The organism is Kitasatospora sp. NPDC023118 (genome assembly GCF_055560875.1).
This window is the reverse complement of record NZ_JBVHHW010000008.1, coordinates 254523-277493: the sequence shown is the minus strand read 5'-3', so window position 1 is coordinate 277493 and position 22971 is coordinate 254523. Positions and strand designations below refer to the sequence as shown.

Annotated in this window: 14 protein-coding genes; 7 read left to right on the top strand and 7 right to left on the bottom strand. The window is 73.3% G+C overall.

The features are described 5' to 3' along the window. Positions 1-185: 185 nt before the first annotated feature. From ACZ3UD_RS13360 to ACZ3UD_RS13345, 4 genes are all read right to left on the bottom strand, one after another. Positions 186-2369, bottom strand: coding sequence for an ATP-binding protein (locus tag ACZ3UD_RS13360; protein WP_465585834.1), 2184 nt, complete (start codon positions 2367-2369; stop codon positions 186-188). Further along, complete coding sequence (locus ACZ3UD_RS13355) at positions 2366-3076, bottom strand: Pvc16 family protein (protein ID WP_465585833.1); 711 nt, start codon at positions 3074-3076, stop codon at positions 2366-2368. Before ACZ3UD_RS13355 ends, ACZ3UD_RS13360 begins: the two co-directional genes overlap by 4 nt. After that, positions 3073-6324 carry a hypothetical protein gene (locus ACZ3UD_RS13350; RefSeq protein WP_465585832.1) on the bottom strand — a complete coding sequence of 1084 codons (3252 nt, stop codon included), beginning with the start codon at positions 6322-6324 and terminating at the stop codon, positions 3073-3075. The genes ACZ3UD_RS13355 and ACZ3UD_RS13350 overlap by 4 nt, the downstream gene beginning before the upstream one ends. 234 nt (positions 6325-6558) lie before the next feature. Beyond that, positions 6559-7320, bottom strand: coding sequence for a helix-turn-helix transcriptional regulator (locus tag ACZ3UD_RS13345; protein ID WP_465585831.1), 762 nt, complete (start codon positions 7318-7320; stop codon positions 6559-6561). A gap of 247 nt (positions 7321-7567) precedes the next feature. Here ACZ3UD_RS13345 and ACZ3UD_RS13340 point away from each other — a divergent pair, with 247 nt between their 5' ends. After that, positions 7568-8992, top strand: coding sequence for a COG1470 family protein (locus ACZ3UD_RS13340; protein ID WP_465585830.1), 1425 nt, complete (start codon positions 7568-7570; stop codon positions 8990-8992). Positions 8993-9782: 790 nt separating this feature from the next. On the opposite strand, the gene ACZ3UD_RS13335 is transcribed toward ACZ3UD_RS13340, so the two are convergent. From ACZ3UD_RS13335 to ACZ3UD_RS13325, 3 genes are all read right to left on the bottom strand, one after another. Then, entirely contained in the window at positions 9783-12521 is a 2739-nt protein-coding gene (locus ACZ3UD_RS13335) for a SpoIIE family protein phosphatase (protein ID WP_465585829.1), read from the bottom strand. 115 nt (positions 12522-12636) lie between these two features. Further along, complete coding sequence (locus ACZ3UD_RS13330) at positions 12637-14772, bottom strand: SpoIIE family protein phosphatase (RefSeq protein ID WP_465585824.1); 2136 nt, start codon at positions 14770-14772, stop codon at positions 12637-12639. A 349-nt stretch (positions 14773-15121) separates the two neighbouring features. Next, positions 15122-16090, bottom strand: a complete 969-nt coding sequence (locus tag ACZ3UD_RS13325; protein WP_465585820.1) for a LysR family transcriptional regulator — start codon at positions 16088-16090, stop codon at positions 15122-15124. A gap of 98 nt (positions 16091-16188) precedes the next feature. Here ACZ3UD_RS13325 and ACZ3UD_RS13320 point away from each other — a divergent pair, with 98 nt between their 5' ends. The 6 genes from ACZ3UD_RS13320 to ACZ3UD_RS13295 are packed head-to-tail and all read left to right on the top strand — an operon-like array spanning position 16189 to position 22957. After that, on the top strand, positions 16189-17880 hold the full coding sequence (locus ACZ3UD_RS13320) for an ABC transporter substrate-binding protein (protein WP_465585818.1): 1692 nt from the start codon (positions 16189-16191) through the stop codon (positions 17878-17880). Further along, on the top strand, positions 17877-18818 hold the full coding sequence (locus ACZ3UD_RS13315; protein WP_465585816.1) for an ABC transporter permease: 942 nt from the start codon (positions 17877-17879) through the stop codon (positions 18816-18818). The genes ACZ3UD_RS13320 and ACZ3UD_RS13315 overlap by 4 nt, the downstream gene beginning before the upstream one ends. Next, positions 18815-19807, top strand: coding sequence for an ABC transporter permease (locus ACZ3UD_RS13310; protein ID WP_465585815.1), 993 nt, complete (start codon positions 18815-18817; stop codon positions 19805-19807). The genes ACZ3UD_RS13315 and ACZ3UD_RS13310 overlap by 4 nt, the downstream gene beginning before the upstream one ends. Continuing rightward, the gene (locus ACZ3UD_RS13305) at positions 19804-20634 is read left to right on the top strand and encodes an ABC transporter ATP-binding protein (RefSeq protein ID WP_465585813.1); all 831 of its coding nucleotides are present in this window, start codon (positions 19804-19806) and stop codon (positions 20632-20634) included. The genes ACZ3UD_RS13310 and ACZ3UD_RS13305 overlap by 4 nt, the downstream gene beginning before the upstream one ends. Continuing rightward, positions 20631-21680 (top strand): ABC transporter ATP-binding protein, encoded by a 1050-nt coding sequence (locus ACZ3UD_RS13300; RefSeq protein WP_465585811.1) that lies wholly within the window; start codon positions 20631-20633, stop codon positions 21678-21680. Before ACZ3UD_RS13305 ends, ACZ3UD_RS13300 begins: the two co-directional genes overlap by 4 nt. After that, on the top strand, positions 21680-22957 hold the full coding sequence (locus ACZ3UD_RS13295; protein ID WP_465585870.1) for an alpha/beta fold hydrolase: 1278 nt from the start codon (positions 21680-21682) through the stop codon (positions 22955-22957). The genes ACZ3UD_RS13300 and ACZ3UD_RS13295 overlap by 1 nt, the downstream gene beginning before the upstream one ends. Positions 22958-22971 lie beyond the last annotated feature (14 nt).

Below are 22971 nucleotides of genomic sequence, written 5' to 3'. Positions count from 1 at the left end.
GTCTGCTGCCCGGGCGCCGTCCGGGGACATGTCCCGAGGTCCCGGACCGGGGGCAGGAACAACTGCCCCCGGCGGGCAGCGCGGCGGGTACTCCCAGGCGGCCCCGGCGGCTCCGGCGGCGCTGCCGCACCGGGCGTCCCCGGGCGGTATCAGGCGGCCCCGCCGCCGCGCGTGTCCCGCCGTGCTCAGGCGTGCCCGGTGTCCCCGAGGACGCCCAGCCACGGCCCGAACTCGCTCTCCAGCACCAGCCGGCCGAGCTTGCGGTACTCGCCGACCACCGCGGCCACCAGCTGCGCCATGCCCAGTGGGGCGCCCGTTCCGGCCGCCAGGTAGGCCGCGGAGACGGCACAGGCCCTGATGGAGCCGCCGGCGAGCTCGAAGTGCCGGGCGCAGAAGTCCAGGTCGAGGTCGTCGCCGCGGGGCAGCCGCGGCCCCAGGCAGCGGTCCCACAGCACGCGCCGCTGCGCCTCGTCCGGCAGCGGGAACTCGGCGATGACGTCCAGCCGCCGGGTGAACGCCTCGTCGAGGTTGGCGCGCAGGTTGGACGTCAGCACCGCGATCCCGTCGAACGACTCCATCCGCTGGAGCAGGTAGGCCGTCTCCACGTTGGCGTGGCGGTCGTGGGCGTCCTTGACCTGCGAGCGCTTCCCGAACAGCGCGTCCGCCTCGTCGAACAGCAGGACGCCGTTCACCTGCGCGGCCTCGGTGAAGACGCGTTCCAGGTTCTTCTCCGTCTCGCCGATGTACTTGTCCACCACGGTGGACAGGTCGACGACGTACAGCTCCATGCCGAGCTCCGCGGCGACCACCTCGGCCGACATCGTCTTTCCGGTGCCCGAATCCCCCGCGAACAGGGCGATCACCCCGTTCCCCCGGCCGCCGCCCGGCCGCATCCGCCACTGCCCGAGCACCTGGTCCCGGTGCCGGGCCCGCAGCACGAGTTCGCGCAGCCGGGCCGCGGTGGGATCGGGCAGCACCAGGTCGGCCCAGCCGACCGCGGGCTCGATCCGGCGGGCGAGGCGGGCCAGGCCCGCGGCGTTCTGCGCCCGCACGGCGGCCCGCAGGTCCGCGGCGCGCACCGGACGCCGCTCGGCGGCCGCCGTCCGGGCCGCCACCGACGCGGCCCGCTCCAGCTTCTCCCGGTCCACCCGGTAGGCGGCCACCGTCTCGGCCAGCCCCTGCGTCAGCTCCTCGCTCAGTGGCGTCCCGCCGACGGCCAGGGCGCGGGCCCACTGCTCGGCCCGACCGCGCGCGTCCGGCGGCGGGACGGTGACCGTCACGGGGCTCTCCCGCGTCCAGGCCGGGTCCCACACCTGCGGGCCGTGCACGATCAACGGGACGCCGGCGAGTTCCGCGCACAGCTCGCGCAGCAGTCCGGCCCGCTCGGGCCGTTCGGGTTCGAGCCGGTCCAGCGGCCCGAGCACCACACCGCCCCCGCCCAACCGCGCCTCGCGGGCGAGCACCCGTACGACGCCTCCCGGCGGGCGGGCGGCCAGCGCGGCGGCGTCGACCACCAGGGGCGGCCGGCCGTCGACCGCGAGGGCGGCCACCGCGAGCGGGCCGGCGTGTCCGCCCCGGTCCAGCAGGTACACGAGTCCGCCGTCCGCCGCGGCCGCGCGCAGCCGCTCGGCGGGCTCGGCGGGCTCGGCGAACTCGGCTCCGGCTCCGGCTCCGGCTCCGGCTCCGGCGACGGGCGCGTCCCCGGGGACGGCACGGTGGGCCAGCCCGGCGAGCGTGCCGTCCGGCTCGTCGTCGCCGAGCAGATGGGCCGTCACCCGGTCCGGCACGCGCAGGGTGCGGGTGAGCAGCGGGCGCTCCGGCTCGGAGATCTCCAGGAGGCCGCCGGCGATCAGCGGCGCCCGGGTGGAGAACCGGAAGCGGCCGGCGCCCGCACCCGGCAGTCCGCACAGTTCGAGGGCCAGGCCGACGGTCGCCCGGCGTCGGGTCAGGTCGTCGTTGAGGTAGCCGTAGAGCTGTTCGAAGCGGGAGTCGAGGTCGGGGGCGAGGGCCACCAGCAGGAGGTCGAGGTCCACCGGGAGCAGCCCGAAGGCGGCGCTGAGCCTCGCGAGCAGCGAGCCGGGCGGCGGCGCGGGCGCGTCCGCGGCGGCGCTGTGGTCGCTGGTGCCGTCCGGGGCCGTGCCGGGTCGGCCCGCCGCGCCGGGGGCCGCCAGGATCCGCTCCACCGCCTCCGGGCCGAGGTACTGGCCGCGGTACGGGTCGTCCGGGTCCGGGTCGTCGGCCCGGCGCTCGCGCACCGCGGCCCGGACCCGTTGCTCGACCCGCTGCAGCCGTTCCCAGAGGTGGTCGGTGCCGGCCGGGGCCGACCCGGCGGAGGTCGCCGACGCGGCTGGTCTGAGGTCCAGGTTCATCGCGCCCCACCCCGCGGCCGGCGGCCTGGTGGCAGCCGGCGGTCCCGGGGCGCGGCGAAGCCGTCCGGTCCGGGATCCGCTCCGCCGTGGTAACGCAGTCGGCGGCCCGGGCCGTCGGCGGCTGCCGTGCCCTCCCGGGTGGTGTCCTCGGCGCGGACCACCAGCCCCTCGGTGACCGGCGGTCCCACCGGGGTGCGCCCGCCCGGCAGCGGGGCGAGCACCCTGAGGTCGATCGAGGGCCGCAGCTCCCCGCCGAGCGCGGACCAGACGTCGGACACCGACGGCAGGCCCGTCTCGCGCCCCGCGATGTCGAGCCCGACGGTCAGTCCGAGCTCGGCGAGCGTCCCGGTGAGCACCCGGGCGGGCAGCGCGTCCACGGCGGTCAGACACTGCAACACCTCGGCCAGCAGCCGGTGTTCGTCCTGCGGCCGGTTGGTCCAGACGGTGACCAGGTACGCCAGCTCGAACCAGCGGGGCGCGGCGCGGTGGGCGACCACCACGCCGTCCTCGTCGTACTCGGCGACCGCGCCGGTCTGCCGACGGCCCGTCTCCTCGCGGATCCCGTAGAGGAAGACGCTGACCGTCGGCGCGGTGCGCCGGGCCGCCAGGTCCCGGGTGGGCGCGTCGAAGACCACCTCGACCCCGCGCTCGGGCAGACCGGCCTCGGCGAGCAGCAGCCGCAACGCCTCGTCGACCTCGTGGATCACCGTCGCTCCACCTCCCCCGGCGGGCCGATGCTGCCTTCCACCACGAGGAAGGGCGTCGTCACCGGGGAGAACCCGGGGCCGTCGGCGGTGATGGTCCGCGGGCCCGTCTCATCCTTGGGGAGGATGAGCAACTGGCCCGCGAAGGTCCCGTCGGCGCGCGGGTAGGTGGGCGCCGCCGCGGCGGTGATGCCGGGCTGCCAGGTGAAGCGCACCGGCGCGCCGGGCGGGAAGTCCACGCCGCGTACGGAGGTCACGAAGCCGGGCTTGCCGATCGGCGGCACGGCGACGATCCGGGGCTGCAGGATGCGCAGCGGGGTGCTCGCCCGGTGCGGTCCCGGGGCGGCGTCGGTGCCGGTGGTCGTCAGCTCCGCGGTGACGGTGGTCTCCATAGCCGCTACGGGTGCCAGCACCACCCGGACCACCTGGCTGCCGCCCGGGGCCAGGTCGGCCAGTTCACAGGTTCCGCCCTGGCAGCCCGGGGGCAGCGCCTCGGTGGGCACCCCAGCGGGCAGGCCGAGGGTCAGCCGCAGCCCGGTCGCGAGGGCCTGACCGGTGTTGCGCACCGTGTAGCTGACGGTCACCCGGCCGCCGACGTAGCCCGGGTTGGGCTGGGCGTCGACCGACACTCCCGGGCCGGCCAGCGGCGTCGGTGCGGGGGCCGGCGCCGGTACCGGTGCCGGGGGCGGTGCGGGGGTGGGTGAGGCGGGCGGTGTCGGGGTCGGCGCGGGGGTCGGAGTGAGCGTCGGCGAGGCGGACGGCGAGGAGCTCGGGGTGGGCGTGGGCGAGGGGGTCGGTGCGTCCTGCACCGGCAGGATCGTCTCGGCCCAGTCGTCCCCGGGGTTCGGGTCGACCACCGTCCCGGTGACGCTCCAGCCGAAGGTCTGCGGGCCGGTCCGGGTGCCGATCAGACGGGCGGTCACCCGGACCACCGCGCCCGGCGCCAGAGTGCCGAGGTCGCAGCGCAGCGCCCCGGTGTCGCACTGCCCGACCGGTGTGGTCAGCCCGCCGAGCCGGGCGCCGGAGGGCACCGAGGCCGTCAGGACGGTGCCGGGCGAGGGCGCGGGGCCCTTGTTGGTGACGGTGATCGTCACGTCGGTGCCGCCCTCGACGGGGACCGCGGGGGTCCGGGCGGGCGCGCTCAGCGCCAGGTGGACGGACTGCTGGACGGCCGGTTCCTTCTGCCGTCCCGGCAGCCGCCGGTCGAGCGGGGTGAGCGTGTAGGCCGCGAAGTCGTAGACCGCCAGCCCCTCCGGCGAGTTCGGTGGCAGGGCCCGACGGGAGCTGAGCACCAGCTGCGCGCCGTTCGCCGTCCAGGCGACGTCGCGGGGCTGGAACGGGCCGATGTCGGAGGTGTCGGGCAGCGGCCGGGAGCAGGCGCCCTTGTCGTGTTCGAACCCGGTGGGCAGGATCACCGTGCAGTCGCCGCCGGTGGGCGAGGTGACCAGCACCCCGTCCTGCCGGTTGTTCCCGCCGTCACCGGCCTTGCGGTTGAAGGCGATGCGTCGGCCGTCGGGCGAGAACACGGGACTGTCGTCGATGACGTTGCAGGTGCCCGGGCAGATGGCCCGGCTCAGGTCGCTCTGCCGGGTGAGGTCGTCGGCGGGCACGGTCCAGACGTGCATGTTGCCGGCGTTGCCGTTGATCACCTCGGTCCTGGAGAAGGCGATCAGCTTGCCGTCGGGGGACCAGAATGGCTCGCCGTCGGAGGCCCCCGGCTCGCCGGCCGGCGGCTGGACGGTTCCGACGATCGCCCCCGTGGACGCCTGGGCAATCACGATCCGCCCTGGACGCGCCGGCTCCCCGTCGCTGCCCGGGGAGCTCCGGCTGAACGCGATCAACTTGCCGTCCGGCGAGAAGGAGGGGTCGGTGTCCCGGTCGAGCGGGCCGCGTCCGGCCAGGTTCATCGGGCGCGGGCTGGAGCCGTCGGCGTCGGTCAGCCAGATCCGTTGGATCCGCCCGGCGGGCGAGTCCTCGTAGCGGGTCACCACGATCTGCCGGCCGTCGGGTGTGTAGGCCTGCCGCTCGTACCACGGGTCGTACCCGGGCCTGGGGTGGAAGAGCGGGTCGACCGCCGGGTCGGGATCGGTGTTGACGTCGGCGGCCGGGTCCTCCTTGAGCACGCTGACGCCCAGGTCGCGCGGGTCGGCCCCGTCGGGGCGGACGTCCTGGAGGTCGGCGACGTCGGCGGTGGAGGCGCTGGTCTGCTCCACCACCGGCCCGCCCTGGGCCTGGGTACCCAGCCAGGTCGGCGTCGAGATCAACCGGTCGGTGCTGTAGAGCAGTTGGGGATCGGTGCAGTCGCAGGTCGGCGCGCGGTAGAGGTTCACCACCGGCGGCTCGATCGGGATCGCGGACTTGAGCCGGTCGGTGCTCAGGAAGAGCACCCCGCTGCCGTCGGCCAGCCAGGAGGCGGAGCCCGTCCGCCAGGTGGAGCCGGTGCCGGGGAAGAACGCCTTGTCGCCGCCGGTGGGCGAGGTGAGCATCAGGGTCCGGCCCTGGTCGCCCTGGTCCCAGGTGTAGACGATCTGGTTGCGGTGCTGGTCGTCGTTCAGCGGGTTCCAGGTCGGGTCGAGGGCGTCGCCGGTGGCCACGTCGGTGACCCTGACCGGCGCGCCGCCGGTGAACGGCCGCAGGTAGATCTGGAATCTTCCCCGGTCGCCGTTGCAGGCGTACGCGACCCACTTACCGTCGGGCGAGACCGTCGGATGCATCTCGTCGGCCGAGCCGTCGGTCAGCCGGCGCAGCCCGCTGCCGTCCCGGTTGACCACCCACAGGACGTGCTGGGGCGTGCCGCCGGCCTTGGCGGCCTCCAACGCCTCGAAGACGACCCCCTTGCCGTCCGGGGCCAGCGCGGGATGGGCGGTGTCCATGCCGGTGGTGAGCTTGTGCACCGCTCCGGCCGCGTCGCGCAGGTACACCTGGGGCAGGGTGCCGTCCCGCAGGCTGGTGAACACCAGTTCGTCGCCGCGGGCCGACGGCTCCTGGTCGAAGTGGATCGGGCCGGGCCCGAACAGCGGGGTGCTGGACGCCCCGCCGGTCACCCGGCCGAGGCCGCGGTGGTTCGTGCCGGCGTAGACGATCCGTCCGCCGGCCGGGTCGTCGGCCGCGGCCTGCGACGTGGGCCGGCCCTGCCCTTCGGGTGCGGCGGAACCCAGGGTCAGCACGGCGGCCGCCAGCGCGAGCAGGATCGCGACGGCGGCTCGGGCCGGCCGCCGGGTGGAGCGGGGAGTGCCGGGGGCGCCGATCACGCTCGACCTCACAGGATGGCAGGGGCGGTCTCCCGGAAGTCTCACCGGCTCGGGCGCCCGGGAACAGAGCCCGGGTGCCCGAGCCGGGGGAAACAACCTGTGTCCCCAAAGGGCAGGCCGCCGCGGTCGTGGGCGGTCGCCCACGGTCGTGGGCGGGTCTCGGCCGGTCGCGGCCTGGGGACCGTAATCTTCAGACCTGTGGCCCCTCGGCCGTAACCCCCAGACCCGTGACCCTCAGATCAGGCCCCGCCGCATGGCGTACCCCACCGCGTGCGCCCGGTTGCGCAGCCCCAGCCGCGTGATGATCTCGTGCAGCACGTTCTTGACGGTGCGTTCGGAGTAGGAGGTCTTGGCCGCGATCTCACTCGTGTCGAAACCCTCGGCGACCAGCCGGAGCATCTCCGCCTCCCGGGCCGTCAGGGTGGACAGGGTCAGGCCCCGTCCGTCGAGCATCGTGCGCTGGAGCATCCCGATCCGGTCGAGCAGTTCGCCGAGCAGGTCCCCGGGCATCACGCCCTCACCGTTGGCCAGAGCGGTGATGAGGTGCACCAGCCGGTCCTGGTCCGCGTCCGAGCGGCGCAGCACGGCGGCGACCCCGCACTCGACGATCGTCTGCAGCCCGCCGGCCTCGAAGTGGCCCACCACCAGGCCTATTCGGCCCGACGTGGCGAGCCGCAGCCGGCGCAGGTGCTCGGTCACCGCCTCGGTCAGGGCGTCGACCACCAGCAGGGAGACCTCCGCCCTCCCCGCCTCGCTCTCGCTCAGCAGCTCCACCTCGGGCCGCTGGCGCAGCTGTTGGACCACACCGGTCTGCAGGATGAGGTCCTCCGCGTACACCGCCACGCGTATCTGGGCCGCCTTGCCGCGCACTTGGGCGGGGACGGTCGGCGCTAACGGCCGGGCACCGCCGATCGTCCCGGCACTGCCGGACCGCGGTGTCGCCGGGATCCGCCGGGTGGTGACGGTCCCCTCACAGGTTGCATCGGTCGACGTCATCGAACTCTCCATTCTCCATTCGGCCTTCAGCGGTGACGGTCGGCGCCGCGGGGCGGTGCCGGCCGTGGGTCTGCGCCGCCGGGGAAGCGGGCAGGCCGTGGGCCTGGGGGCTGCGGGCATCCGGCCCCGCACGGTGCTCCGCGACGGCACCGGGCAGCGTCGGTCAGTCCGTGCGGGCAAGGGGTGTGCCCACGCCTTGCCCGCACGGCCCTCTCCGCGGACCGTCCGCCGGTCCTACCCTCGCGCTATGACCACATCCGCCGAACTCGGCCTGCCCGCACTGACGGTGGCGCCCGGTGGCGTGGCCACCACGACGCTGACGGTACGCAACGACCTCGACATCGTTGAGGCGTACTCGCTGGAGGTGGTCGGCGACTGCGCCGCGTGGACGACGGTCGAACCGGCCCGGGTCTCCCTCTTTCCGGGGACGTCCGAGACGGTGACGGTACGCCTGGCCCCGCCGCGTTCGCCCGCCGCTCGGGCCGGTGAATTCCCGCTCGGCATCCGCGTGTTGCCGACCGAGCGCCCCGAGCTGGTGACGGTTGCGGAGACCACGGTCACCGTGACGCCGTTCCACGAGCTGCAGGCCGCGCTCGCTCCCCGGCGCCGTCGAGGCTGGCTGCGCGGACGCTACCGCACGTCGGTGCGCAACCTCGGGAACGCCCCCACCACCGTGGTCCTCACCCCCGCACAGGCGGGCGAGGACCTGCGGTTTCGGGCCACCCCGGAGCGGCTGCGCCTCGAACCGGGCGAGTCCGGTGAAATGCGACTGCAGGCGCGCGCCCGCAAGCTGATCTGGTTCGGCAAGCAGGCCTCCTGGCCGTTCGAGGTCACGGTGGGCCCGGAGGAGAGCGCGGCCGCCAAGGGCCCAGACGCCAAGGGAGCAGACGCCAAGGGAGCGGACGGCAAGGGAGCGGACGGCAAGGGTGCCGGCGACAAGACCGAGCCCGCGTCCGTCAACCCGACGCCCATTCAGAAGCCGCTCCTTGAGGGAGAGTTCGTCCAACTCCCGATCTTTCCCAAGTGGCTGCTCGCACTCCTGGCCGCGCTGATCGCGCTGCTGCTGGCCTGGTTCGCCTTGGTCCGCCCGGCGGTGCGCAGTTCCGCGAAGCAGGCCGCCGAACAGGCCGTCGCCCAGCAGAGCGCCACCCCGGCCCCGACCCCCGGCGCACCCGCCCCCGGCGCACCGACGCCCCCCTCCGGCGGGAACCCCGGCGGCGGCCAGGACAAGCCGGGAGCCGGGCAGTCGAGCGCCGGTGCCGGCGGCCGCAACAACCCTGGCCCGGGCCTGGCGGTGCCGGGCACCGGACAGCAGAGCTCCGCCACGATCGAGGTGCAGACCGCGAACGGCTCCTCGTCGGCGGGCAGTTACCAGGTGCCGCACGGCAAGGTCTTCGACATCACCGACATCGTGGCCGCCAACTTCCAAGGCGACCAAGGACTGCTGACCATCACGGCCGGCAAGCAGACGATCACCACCATCGCCTTGGAGACCTTCCGCAACCAGGACTACCACTGGGTGACTCCCATCCAGGTCCCCGAGGACCAGACAGTGACGGCGAACGTGACCTGCCAGTCACCGGGCACCCCGGCCTCGGGCAAGCAGGCAGCCACGTGCCACGAACTCCTCAACATCAGCGGCACGCTGAGCGACATCAGGCCGAAGAACTGAACCGGTGTGCAGGGTGCACCTTCCCTCCCCGGGCAACCGGACCGGAAAGGTGCACCGGCCACCCCAAGCATGTCAACGGGCCCCTTCCGTAGGAACCTGCCCGTCCGCCTCCGCACCCTCCCCCTTCCGCAACCCCGCTCGCACCCCGTGGCCATGCCAACATTCAGGGGACACCCTGACCTGTTCGAGCACCAACCGACAACTCGCTCTAACCGTACCAACACGGCCGATCTGCCCTCCCGGGGAAACCGGGCAGGCCCCCGCGGGCACCCGTCCATCCCCCGTGGACGGCGCAGTCTGCCCCGACGCACTGCTGACGCCCCGTCTCCCCGCCACCAGCTTCGCGCCGCTCCCCCACCGAAGACGGCGACAAGGCCTTATCCGCACCAAACCGCCACAACGAGAACGCACCCACTCATGAATCGGCCCGACCCGGCCCGGCACATCCCTCGCCCGACGCCGACCACCCCCTGCCCGTAACTCCTCGGCAGTGGCCGGGAAAACCAGAAGGCGTGCCCCCGGGTACCACCCGGGGGCGTGCGGGCCGACGTACGCGTACGGCTCCGGCTGGAACGCGTCGCCGAGTGAGACGCCGTAGTCGTCTTCTCGCGTCGGCGGTTCCGCCTGGCCGGTCCCTGCCGTCGCGTTGAAGAGGATGCCGTCGCACCAGGCGATCATTACCTCGCGCGCCGCTCCCCGTCCGCGCAACCGGCCACGGAGAGGAGGGACGCGGCCAGCGCGCGGAACCCCCACTACCGCCTGTGCCGGGCCCGATGGGCGGGACGCTCCGTCACAGGAACTGCTCGGCCCAGATGATCTTGCCTTCGGGGGTGTAGCGGACGCCCCAGCGTTCGGCGAGCTGGGCGACGAGGAACAGGCCGCGGCCGCCCTCGTCGTCCGCGACCGCGTAGCGCAGGTGCGGGGCGGTGCTGCTGGTGTCGGAGACCTCACAGATCAGCGTGCGGTCGTACAGCAGCCGCACCCTGATCGGTTCGGTGGCGTAGCGGATGGCATTGGTCACCAGCTCGCTGAGCACCAGTTCGGTGACGAAGGCGGCCTCGTCAAGACCCCACTCGGCGAGCTGTCGGGTGGCCTCGGCGCGAACCCGGGCCACGGCCTCCGGAGCCGAAGCCACCGCCCACTCGGCGATCCGATCGGGCTCCAGCACGCGGGTGCGGGCGACGAGGAGGGCGATGTCATCGGTCTGGCGGGCGGGCAGCAGGGCGTCGAGCACGGCCTCGCAGATCTCCTGGGGCGACCGGCCGGGGCGGGTCAGGACGCTCGCGAGCACGTCCAGGCCGACACCGATGTCGCGGGTGCGGTCCTCGATGAGGCCGTCGGTGTAGAGGATCAGGCTGCTGTCCGACGACAGTCGCACCTCCACGGCCTCGAAGGGCATCCCGCCCAGACCGAGCGGCGGACCGGCGGGGAGAGCGAGGAGCTCCGCCGTCCCGCCCGGGTGAACGACGGCGGGCGGGGGATGGCCCGCCCGGGCCATCGCACAGATGGCGGTGCTGGGATCGTAGATCGCGTAGAGGCAGGTGGCACCGGTGATCGCGGGCTCACCCCCGGCCGCGGCCGCCTCCTGGTCCATGTGGGCGACCAGTTCGTCCAGGTGCCCCAGGAGCTCGTCCGGCGGCAGATCGAGGGTGGAGAAGTTCTGGACGGCTGTGCGCAGGCGGCCCATGGTGGCGGCCGCGTGCACACCGTGGCCGACCACGTCGCCGACGACGAGCGCGACCCGGGCACCCGGCAACGGGATGACGTCGAACCAGTCGCCGCCGACCCCTGCCTGGGCGGGCAGGTAGCGGTAGGCGACGTCGAGGGCGCTCTGCTCGGGCAACGCGCGCGGCAACAGGCTGTGCTGCAGGGTGACGGCCATGGTGTGCTCGCGGGTGAAGCGGCGGGCGTTGTCGATGGACACGGCGGCCCGGGCGGCCAGCTCTTCGGCCAGGGACAGCTCGTCGTCCTCGAACGGGCCCCTGTCCCGGCCGCGCCAGAAGCAGGCGATGCCCATCACCACACCCCGCGCCGTCAGCGGAACGGCGATCAGCGACGCCAGGCCGAAGTCCAGCACCGCCTGCGTCCGCTCGACGTCCTGCATACGCCACCCGGCGTCGGTCGCCAGCTCGGGGACCAGCGCGGATCGCCCGCTGAGGAAGCCCTCCGCCTGCGGGGTACTCCCAGCCCACCGGACCAGCCGGCCCCGGGGGTACAACGGCGAATCGTCCCGAATGCCCGCGAGCGCCACCCGTCGCAGCTCCACCATGGCACCGGCCGCCGGGGTCTGCGGCTCCTCGCCGAGCAGGACCTCTTCGGCGAGGTCGACAGTGGCGTAGTCGCAGAATCCCCGGGAGGCCATTTTGGCGAGTTCCTCGGCGGTGTGCCGGACGTCCAGGGTGGTGCCGATGGCCATGCTCGCGTCGTACAGCAACCTGAGCCGACCGCGGGCGACCTCGGCCTTCCCCGCCAGGGCGCGAAGCTCGGTGGAGTCTCGCAGGGTGGTGACGCTGCCGGGAGGTCCTCCCCCGCTGTCAGTGGGGCGGTTGTTGACGGCCAGCAGACGGTCGCCCACGGGGAGCACCTCGTCGGTGACCGCGCTGTCGGACAGCAACAGTTCGGTGGTACGGGGGTCGAGGCCGAGGTCGGTGACAGCACGCCCCTCCGCGTCGGGGGGCAGATCCAGGAGCCGGCGCGCTTCGTCGTTGGCCAGCAGGACCCGGCCGTCGCCGCTGACGATGGCCACGCCCTCGCGCACCGCGTGCAGCACCGCGTCGTGGTGCTCGTACATCCTGGTCATCTCCTCCGGCCCCAGGCCATGGGTCTGCCGCAGGAGACGTCTACCCACCAGCGCCGTTCCGGCCGTGGCCAGGCCCAGCGCGATGACGCCGGCGCCCAGGACGACCGGCAGCTGGCGGTCGATCGCGCTGCTGACGTTGGCGACCTTCATCCCGGCGGACACGATGCCCACGACCCCGCCTTTGGCGTCCTCCACCGGGACCACCACCTGGTACTCCAGGCCGAGCGGGCCGTGCACCTGCTCGACGGTGATCTGGCCCTGCAGCGACGGCCCGATGGTGCCGACGAACTTCTTGCCGATCTGCTCCGGTTCGGGGTGGGTGTAGCGGATGCCGTTACGGTCGGTCACCACGATGAAGTCGACCTTGGCTTCCTTACGGGCTGCTTCGGTCAGCGGCTGCAGCACCTTGCTGGGATCGGGGCCCTGCATCGTCGCCACCAGACCGGGGCTGTGGGCGAACGCCTCGGCCGCGGCGAGCGAACGGTCGCGCGCTGCCGCGAACCGGTCGCTGCGGGACTCGATCAGAAGCGCGACGACCGCCGCCACCACGAGCAGCAGCGCGATCGAAACCTGCAGGAGGAACATCTGACCGGCGACGCTGCGGATGCTCAGCACCGACCGCAGACGCCGCACCGAAGGATCCCCCGGGACCGGGCGTGGATGCTGCCGCCCATGACGACTACTCGCTCGGCCCGGAGCCCGGGGGGCGGGGCCCGTGTCTCTCGCCATATCCCCATGATCCCGCCCCGGCACGAACGGGACACCGCAGACCGCGCATTCGCCCGAGCGCGCCCGGGTCCGCCGCGCCCCCCGACCGCGGAGTCGCTCCGTCCCCCGCCCCGGTTCACCGGGGGACGGAGCGGATCAGCAGCAGCGCGACGTCGTCGGTGCGTTGCTCTCCGTGCCCGGCTCGATCGACGAGCGCGTCGGCCAGCTGGTCGAGCGGTTCGCCGCCGTGGCGGGCCAGCGTGGCGATGAGGTCGGCCAGCGCCTGGTCGAGGTCCACACCGGGAGTGTCGATGAGGCCGTCGGTGTACAGGACCAGAGTGGTGCCGATCGGCAGGTCGACGCGGATCTGCGGGTACTCGGCGGCGGGGTCGACGTTCAGCACCATGCCGGTGCGCGGTTCCAGTGCGTCCGCCCGACCGTCCGGGCCGTACCGCAGGGGCACGGGGTGGCCGGCGTCGGCCAGCCAGGCCTCGCGGCGGGCGAGGTCGACGCGAAGGTAGGCGCAGGTGGCCAGCAAGGCCGTGTCCAGGTCGGCCATCAGGCGGTTGGTGCGGGAGAGCACCGTGCTCGGATCGGCATCGGCGGTGGCGAAGGCACGGACGGCGGTACGGACCTGGCCCATCAGCGCGGCGGCGTTGACGTTGTGGCCCTGGACGTCGCCGATCACGACGGCCACGGTGTCGGGCGCGACCCGGATGAGGTCGTAGAAATCGCCTCCGACGTCCATTCCCTCGGTGCACGGCAGGTAGCGGGCGCTGACCTCCAGGCTCGGGACCACGGGCAGCGCACGGGGCAGCAGGCTCTCCTGGAGGCCGTGGGCGAGGACGTACTTGGTGTCGTACAGCCGGGCACGGTCCAGGGCCTGGGCGATCAGTCCGCCGAGTGAGGTGAGGACGGCGCGTTCCTCCAGGTCGAAGTGGTGCGGCTCGGCGAACGCCAGCACGCAGGTGCCGATCAGCCTGCGCGAGGTCACCAGTGGCAGATAGGCCCAGGCGGCCATTCCGTCCTGCGTCTCGTGGCGGTCCGGGTAGACCCGCTCCAACTCCGCACGGGTCTCGAAGAACACCGGCACGGGATTGGTGGACGCCTGGACACCGGGCGTGGGCTCGGTCAGCGGGGTGCTGTCGAACTGGTCGACCAAGCCGGGCGGGTAGCCGCGATGGCCCGCGATGCGCAGTCGGCCGCCTTCGGGTATGAGCACCGCCACGGCCTGGCCGCCGAAAGCCGGCACGATCTGCTCGGAGACCATGCTCACCACGTCCTGCACGCTGACGGCCTCGGTCAGCGCGCTGGCGAGGTGGAGGAGGTGGTACAGCGCTCCGGGCCGCGTGTGCACCTCCCGCTGAGCCGGCGTTCCGGTGGGTCGGTCGCGGCGGGCGATGTCGGCCGGGACGATCCGCGCGGTGAGCCCGGACGGGTCCGGGAACAGCTCGAACGACAACCACCGGTCCGGTGGTCGCAACGCGACGAAGGAGGAGGACTGCCCGCTCATCATCGCGGACCGGTAGTGGTACTCGTACACCGGATCCCGCAGCCACGGCAGGACCGCCCACGGCCGCGCGCCCAGTAGCAGCTCGACCGGCACGCCCAGCAACTCGGCGGCGGCCGGCGTGACCGCGGCCAGCCTGCCGTCCAGATCGATGTCGCACAGGCCCTCCGGAAGCCGTGCCGCCATCGTCGGGAGGGGTGCGGCGGAGCCGCTCTCCGCCACCGCGGGACGCGGGCCGGCCCGGACCGGTCGGCCTGCCCGGGCCGCGTCCGCCAGCACCTCGACCAGGCGCGCGGCGAACGCGTCGAACCGGTCCCGTTCACCGGGCGACATCTCGGGGGGATGCGCGGCGGGCCAGAGCACGAAGACGGCCCCGTACTCGGTCCGCCGCGTGACGAGCGGAGCAGCCGCGAGGCAGAACGCGTACGGCATGGCGACCGCGACCCTCGGGTACCTGCGCGCCATGTCCTCCATGCCGCCCACCCATACGACCCGGCCGCTGCGCAGCGCCTCGGCCACCGGTACCGGTGCGGCGATGCCGATGCGCTGCCACGGCCTGGTGAACTGCCGGCCGGCCCCCAGTGTCACGGCCAGTTCGAGCACCTGCCGGTCCTCCGACAGCAGGTAGAGCCCGCCGATGTGCGCGTCGAGCCGGGCCGGCGCCGATCGCAGGATCCGCGCCGCCTCGTCGAGGCCGCGCCCGGCCGGAGCCTCGGCGGCCTCGTGTCCGGGCCTCGGCGACCGATGCCACGGCACGCCCATCACGAGCACCCCATTCGAGCCGACCAGTGAACCCGTAGGCCTCCTCCCATAGTGGCTCGGCCCGTACCGTACGTCCCGCCGTTCCCGCCGGGGTCCGGCGTGCCCGCCGGAGGGGCCGACCACTGCGTTCAAGCGGCGCCGGCCGGGAAGAGCCGGCTCAGCAGGCGCGAACTCATCCCGGAGCACCACCATGACCGCCGCCCTCTTCGTCGTCACCGGCGCCACGCGCTGGACTCTCGCCGACGACACCACCCACCCGACCAGCTACCGGGCCAAGGAGTTGGCCGAGCCGCACCGCGTCTTCCGCGAGGATCAGCGTCGTTGGCCGGCCATGGCGGCGGACGGCCGCTCATCGGGCGCCCGCCCCGGGTTCCCCGGCTGCCGCGCGCAGCCACCGCTGGTACACCGGGCTGCGCTCGGCCGCGACCCGGTGGGCCGCGCGGACGTGCTCGACCAGCGCCGCCTCCAGGGCGGCCAGTGGACCCGCCTGGTGCCAGGCGATCAGGTGCCGGTACCAGAGCGGGTTGCCGGTGATGGGCCGCACGGTGATGCCGGGCAGTTCCTCGAAGGTGGCCTGGCACAGGCTCACCGCGCAGCCGCTGCGGACCAGCTCCATCAACAGCCGCCCCTCCGCCTCGTGCACGGTGCGCATCCGGTGACCGGTCGCGTGGAAGGTGGTGGACCAGTACTCGCGGATCCGGTCGTCGTCCGGCCGGGGCGACACCCAGTCCTCGTCGGCGAGTTCGTCCAGTCCGACCTCCGGCCGTCCGGCGAGGCGGTGGCCCGCCGGCAGGGCGACGAAGACGGGCTCGGTGACCACCGGCCGCAGGACGACGCCCGGCCGCGCGGCCAGCTCGTAGCCGGGGCAGTCGCCGACCACGACGGCTTCGAGACGGCCGGCCGAGACGTCCTCGATCAGGGGGACGGACGAGCCCTGGGCGCGGGAGACGATCCGCGCCTCGGGGAGGTGGGCACGCAGGGCGTCGATCAGCCCGCCGATCAGCGGGGCGTTGACCGAACCGAGCCGCAGGCGCGGGACCGGGCTGCTGGAACGGGCGGCCAGGGCGGAGGCACTCAGCAGCTCGTCGACGGTGGGCAGGACGGCGCGGGCGCGGGTGAGCACGGCCTCGCCGAAGGCGGTCGGTACGGCGCCGGTGCGCCCGCGCTCGAACAACGGGCCGCCCAGCATGGCCTCGATCCGGCGCAGTTGGGCGCTGAGCCCGGGCTGGCTGAGCCGTAGCGAGGCGGCGGCGCGGGTGAGGCTGCCGGCTTCGGCGATCGTGCAGATCATCCGGAGGTGCCGTATCTCTAGCTCCATAACCGGATGTTATGAACAGGTGGGAGCTCCCGGAAGGGATCGCGGAGGCCCAATCTTGTCCCACATGTGAAATGTCATATCACACCAGAGGGGGACGAATGAGGCCACGAAGAGCCGCAGGCGCCCTGGCGGCGGCCCTCGGGCTGCTGTCCGCGGCGGCCTGTACCGGATCGACCGGGGCCGGCGCCGGAGCCCCCGGGAACGCCGTTCCCGTGAAGGGCGGCACCCTGCACGTCCTGTCCACCATCGACCTGGAACACCTGGACCCGGCCCGCGCGTACGTCACCTCCACCCAGGACGTCGGCCGGCTGATCTACCGGACGCTCACCACCTTCGCCCCGGCGCCCGGCCAGGCCGGTGGAAAGATCGTGCCGGACCTCGCCACCGACACCGGCCGTCCCACCGACGGCGCCCGGACCTGGACCTTCACCCTCCGGGACGGCGCGCGCTTCGAGGACGGCCGGCCCGTCACCAGCAAGGACGTCAAGTACGGCGTCGAGCGCACCTTCGCCGCCGAACTGCCCGAGGGCCCGCCGTACGCCCGGCTCTGGCTGACGGGCGGCGACACGTACAAGGGCCCCTACCAGGACAAGACCGGCCTCGCGTCGATCGAGACCCCGGACGAGCGGACCGTCGTCTTCCACCTCAACCGGCCGGTCGCCGACTTCGGCTCGGCCGTGTCACTGCCGATGTTCGCCCCCGTGCCGCAGGACAAGGACACCGGCGTGGGCTACGACAACCGCCCGTTCTCGTCCGGCCCCTACCGGATCGACACCTTCGAGCCCAAGAAGCAGCTCACCCTGGTGCGCAACCCCTCCTGGGATCCGGCCACCGACACCGTCCGCAAGGGCCTGCCCGACAAGGTCGTGATCGACCTCAACCTCGACCCGGCCGTGGTCGACCAGCGGCTGATCGCCGGCCAGGGCGAGGACGCGAACGCCGTGGCGATGGAGCCCATCGGCCCGGCCTCGGTCGGACGGGTGCTGGGCGACCCCCGGCTGAAGCAGCGCCTGGTCACCGGCGAGTCCATCAACACCCGCTTCCTCGGCATCAACACCAGACACAAGCCGCTGGACGACGTCCGGGTGCGCCAGGCGATCGCCTACGCGCTCGACAAGGACGCGCTGCGCACCACCCGCGGCGGCCCCATCGCGGGCGACCTCGCCACCACCCTGCTGCCGCCCGCCCTGCCCGGCGCCGCCCCCGAGGACCCGTATCCGAGCCAGGACGGCAAGGGCGACCCGGCCAAGGCCAAGGCCCTGCTCGCCGAGGCCGGGCACGCGTCCGGCCTGGAACTCACCCTCGACACCCCGGCCACCGCCGGCGGCAAGGCGCAGGGCGAGGCGGTGCAGGCCTCACTCGCCCGGGCCGGCATCACCGTGCGGATCAACGAGATCAGCTCCTCGGCGTTCTACAGCACCATCGGCAGCCCCGCCCGCGAACACGACCTGCTGATCGACGGCTGGACACCGGACTGGCCGGGCGCCTCCACCTACCTGCCGATCTTGTTCGACGGCAGGCTGATCACCGCCGAGGGCAACAACAACCGCACCCAGTACGACTCCCCCGAGGTCGACGCCCGGCTCGACGAGATCGCCGCCTCCGGCGACCCGACCACCGCGCAGGCGGCGTACGGCGAGCTCGCCAAGCGGATCATGCGGGACGCCCCCGTCGTCCCGTTCCTCTGGGACCGGGCCGCCGTCCTGGTCGGGCCGAACGTGGCCGGCGCGTACGGGCACACCGCCTTCGTCGGCCGACTCGACCTCGTCTCGTTGGGACTGCGCAGGTGAGCGCCCACGTCGCCGGGCGCACGCACACGGGTTCCCGCACCGCCGGGACCGCGCAGACGACCGTCCTGCGCAGGCTCCTGTCCCAGCGCGCGACAGCGCTCGCGCTGGCCTCAGTCGCTCTGCTGGTCCTGGTCGCGCTGGCCGCCCCGCTGATCACCTGGCTGACCGGCAGCTCCCCGACCGCCTTCCACGGCGAAGCCGTCGACCCGGCGCTCGGCGGACTGCCTCGCGGTACGGCGGGCGGCATCAGCGCCGCGCACTGGCTGGGCGTCGAACCGGTCAACGGCCGGGACGTGCTCGCCCGGGCCGTGTACGGCGCGCGCGTCTCACTGCTGATCGCCGTACTGGCCACCGCCGTCTCCACGCTCCTCGGCACCGCGCTCGGCCTGCTCGCCGGATTCCTCGGCGGCTGGGCCGACACGCTGATCGGCCGGCTGATGGACCTGCTGATGTCCTTCCCCAGCCTCATCTTCATGATCGCCCTGATCTCGGCCGCACCAGGGGCGGACCGCCGGCTGCTGCTGATCGCGGTCCTCGGCCTCTTCGGCTGGCCGTACATCGGGCGGATCGTGCGCGGGCAGGCGATGGTGCTGGCCCGCGGAGAGTTCGTGGCGGCGGCCCGGGTGCTCGGCGCGTCCCGACGGACGCTGCTGCTGCGTGAGGTCCTGCCCAACCTGACCGGGCCGGTGCTGGTCGTGGCGACGATGTCGATCCCGGCCTGCATCGCCACCGAGGCCGGGCTGTCCTTCCTCGGCGTGGGCGTGCAACCGCCCACGCCCTCCTGGGGGCAGATGATCGCGTCCGCCGTGCCCTGGTACGCCTCCGACCCCGCCTACTTCCTCATCCCCGGCGTCCTCCTGTTCGTCACGGTGCTCGCCTTCAACGTGCTCGGCGACGCCGTGCGAGACGCGCTCGACCCCCGGAGCAAGCCACGATGATCCTCTACCTGCTGCGAAGACTGGCCATCACCGCGGCCATCCTGGTGGTGATCTGCGCCGCCACCTTCGCGATCTTCTACCTGATGCCCGCCGACCCGGCCCAGGGCGCCTGCGGCAAGGCCTGCAGTCCCGAACGGCTCGCCACGATCCGAGCCACCCTCGGGCTGGACCGCTCCCCGTTCACCCAGTTCGGGGACTACCTCGGCGGCATCCTCTCCGGGCGCACCTACGGCAGCGGGGCGACGGCCGTCCAGTGCCCCTTCCCCTGCCTGGGTTTCAGCTTCCAGACGAACCAGCCGGTCTGGGAGATGCTCACCAGCAGGCTGCCGGTCAGCATCTCCATCGCCGTCGGCGCGGCGGTGCTGTGGCTGGTCGTCGGCGTGACGGCGGGCGTGGTGTCGGCGCTGCGGCGCGGCAGTCTGTGGGACCGCGCCGCCATGACGGCCGCCCTCGGCGGGGTCTCGCTGCCGATCTACTTCACCGCTCTGGTGCTCCAGTACCTCCTGGTGGTCCAGCTGAACGTGCTGCCCTACCCGACCGCCGTCCCCCTCACCGAGGACCCGATCGGCTGGGCGCAGTCCATGGTCATGCCCTGGATCACCCTGGCCATGCTCTACGCCGGGGTGTACGCCCGGGTCACCCGCAGCGAGATGCTGGAGAGCCTCGGCCGCAACTACGTCCGCACGGCGCGCGCCAAGGGGCTGTCCGAGGTCACCGTGGTCCGCAGACACGCGCTGCGACCCGCACTGATGCCGATCGTGACCATCTTCGGCATGGACCTCGGCGCACTGCTGGGCGGCGCGCTGATCACCGAATCGGTCTTCGGCCTGCCCGGCGTCGGCAAGCTGGCCGCCGACGCGATCGCGAGCGCGGACCAGCCGGTGATCCTCGGCGTGACGCTGTTCGCCGCCTCCTTCGTCGTGCTCGCCAACCTGGCGGTGGACCTCGGTTACGCCGCACTGGACCCGAGGGTGAGGGCCGTCGGATGACCTTGCTGACCGTACGGGACCTCACGGTCGACTTCGCGTCAGGCGTCCGGGCGGTGGCCGGGCTCGACCTCGACCTCGCGGCCGGACAGGTCCTGGGCGTGGTCGGGGAGTCCGGCAGCGGCAAGTCCGCCACCAGCCTCGCCGTCCTCGGGCTGCTGCCCCGCGATGCCCGCACCAGCGGCGAAATCCACTTCGACGGAAGCGAGTTGACTCGGATCAACCAGCGCGCCCTGCGCCGCCTGCGCGGCAACCGGATCGCCATGGTCTTCCAGGACCCGCTCTCCTGCCTCAATCCGTACTACCCGGTGGCCTTCCAGATCGCCGAGGCCTACCGCGCTCACCACCGGGCCGGCCGGAAGGCGGCCCACCGGGTCGCCGTCCGGATGCTGGAACGGGTCGGCATCCCCGAGGCCGAACGACGCGCCCGCTCCTACCCGCACGAGTTCTCCGGCGGGATGCGGCAACGGGTGATGATCGCCATGGCACTGTGCCTGGAGCCGGACCTGCTCATCGCGGACGAGCCGACCACCGCACTCGACGTCACCGTCCAGGCCCAGATCCTCGATCTGCTGCGCGAGCTGCGGCGGGAGACCGGTACCGCGATCATGCTGATCACCCACGACATGGGTGTGGTCGCCGGACTCGCCGACCAGGTCGTCGTGATGCGCGACGGCCGTGCGGTCGAGCGCGGCGCCGTCCGCGACGTCTTCCACCGCCCGCAACAGCCGTACACCCGCGGCCTGCTCGCCTGCGTCCCCCGCATCGAGGGGCCGCTGCCGCACCGGCTGCCCACCCTGGAACTGCCCGCCCAGGAGGTGGCAGGATGACCGACGCCTTGCGCGAAACCCCGTTGCTCGAAACCCCGTCGCTCGAAACCCCGTTGCTCGAAACCCGGGACCTGGTCAAGCGTTTCCCGGTCCGCCACGGCCTCACCCGGCGCCTCGCCGGACACGTCACCGCCGTCGACGGCGTCTCGTTGCACGTGGCGGCGGGCGAGACCCTCGGCCTGGTCGGCGAATCCGGCTGCGGCAAGTCCACCCTGGCCCGCCTGCTCACCCGGCTGGAACCACCGACCTCCGGCAGCATTCGGTTCGCCGGCCAGGACATCGCCGAACTGGACGAACACGGCCTGCGCCCCGTCCGCCGCGAGCTCCAGATGGTCTTCCAGGATCCCTTCTCCTCACTCAACCCCCGCCAGACCGTGCGCCGGATCCTCACCTCGCCCTTCGCCTACCAGGGGTTGAAGCCCGACGAGCCGGTGGAGCGACTCCTGGAGCGGGTCGGCCTCGGCCCCGAGCACGCCGACCGCCACCCGCACGAGTTCTCCGGCGGCCAGGCCCAACGCATCGGCATCGCCAGGGCGTTGGCCCTGCGGCCGAAGCTGGTGGTGTGCGACGAGCCGGTCTCCGCCCTCGACGTCTCGGTGCAGGCCCAGATCCTCAACCTGCTCAAGGACCTCCAGGACGAGTACGGCCTCGCCTACCTGTTCATCGCCCACGACCTCGGCGCCGTCCGGCAGATCAGCACCCGGATCGCCGTCATGTACCTCGGTGCCGTCGTTGAGACCGCCGACCGCGACGCCCTCTTCGGCACCCCCGCCCACCCGTACACCCGCGCCCTGCTCTCCGCCGTACCGCTGCCCGACCCGGACGCCGAACACGACCGCGAGAGGATCGTGCTCCACGGCGACCCGCCCAGCCCCCTCGACCCGCCCAGCGGCTGCCGCTTCCGCACCCGCTGCCCCAGGGCGGCCGACCTCTGCGCCGTTGAGCGCCCCACCCTGCGGGTGATCGCACCTGGCCACCAAGTCGCCTGTCACTTCGCCGAGCGGAGCGAGGGGAACATTCAACACAGCTCGGAGTTGCCACAGTGATCCTGACCACCCACCGCCTACCCGGACTTGCGGTGACCGACCACGTCTTCACCGTCCCGCTCGACCACGCCGAAGCCGCCGGCGCGACCATCGACATCTTCGCCCGGGAGGTCGCCGACCCGGCCCGCGGCGACGAACAACTGCCGTGGCTGCTCTATCTCCAGGGCGGCCCGGGCGGCAAGTCACCCCGCCCGCTGAACACCGGCGGCTGGCTCGACCGCGCCCTGAAGACCCACCGGGTCCTGCTGCTCGACCAGCGCGGCACCGGCCGTTCCACCCCCATCACCGCCCGCTCCGCAGCCGGGTTCGGCTCGCCCCGGCGGCTGGCCGATCACCTCGCACTGCACCGGGCCGACTCGATCGTCGCCGACGCGGAACTGATTCGCCGTCAACTCTGCGGCGATGAGCCGTGGGAGACGCTCGGCCAAAGCTACGGCGGCTTCGTCACCCTCAGCTACCTGTCCTTCGCGCCCGAGGGCCTGCGCGCCTGCTACATCACCGGCGGTCTGCCCGGACTCGACGCCACCGCCGACGACGTGTACGCCGCCACCTACCCCCGGGTGCGGGACAAGGTGCTCGCCCACTACCTCCGCCACCCCGATGACCCGCACACGCTCCGACGGCTCGCCAACCGCCTCGACCACCGCGCGGTCCGCCTGCCCGACGGCGACCGGCTCACCGTACGGCGGCTGCGCACCCTCGGCCTGATGCTCGGCATGGGCGACGGCTCCGCCCGCCTGCACTGGCTGCTCGACGAGTCCCTCGACCCCGCCGGCGAGCCCACCACCGCCTTCCTCCAGCAGGTCATGCAGCTGACCGCCTTCACCGACAACCCGCTCTTCGCCGTCCTCCAGGAGTCCATCTACGGCCGCCCGGGCGCCTGGACGGGCTGGGCCGCCCAGCGCGCCCTGGCCGCCCACCCCGCCTTCGCCGAGGACGCCGACCCACTGCTGCTCACCGGCGAGATGATCTACCCCTGGATGTTCCGCGAGATCAGCGGCCTGCGCCCGTTCGCCGAAGCCGCCGACCTGCTCGCCGCACGGACCGACTGGCCCGCGCTGTACGACCCGGCCCGACTCGCCGCCAACCGGGTACCGGTGGCCGCCGCCGTCTACCACGACGACATGTACGTCGACGCCGGCCTGTCCCTGCGCACCGCCCGCTCCGTCCGCGGTCTGCGCGCCTGGGTCACCAACGAGTGGGAGCACGACGGCGTGACCGCCTCGAACGGACGCGTCCTCGCCCGTCTCATGGACCTGGCCTCAGACCGGGCGTGACCACACATCCGAAG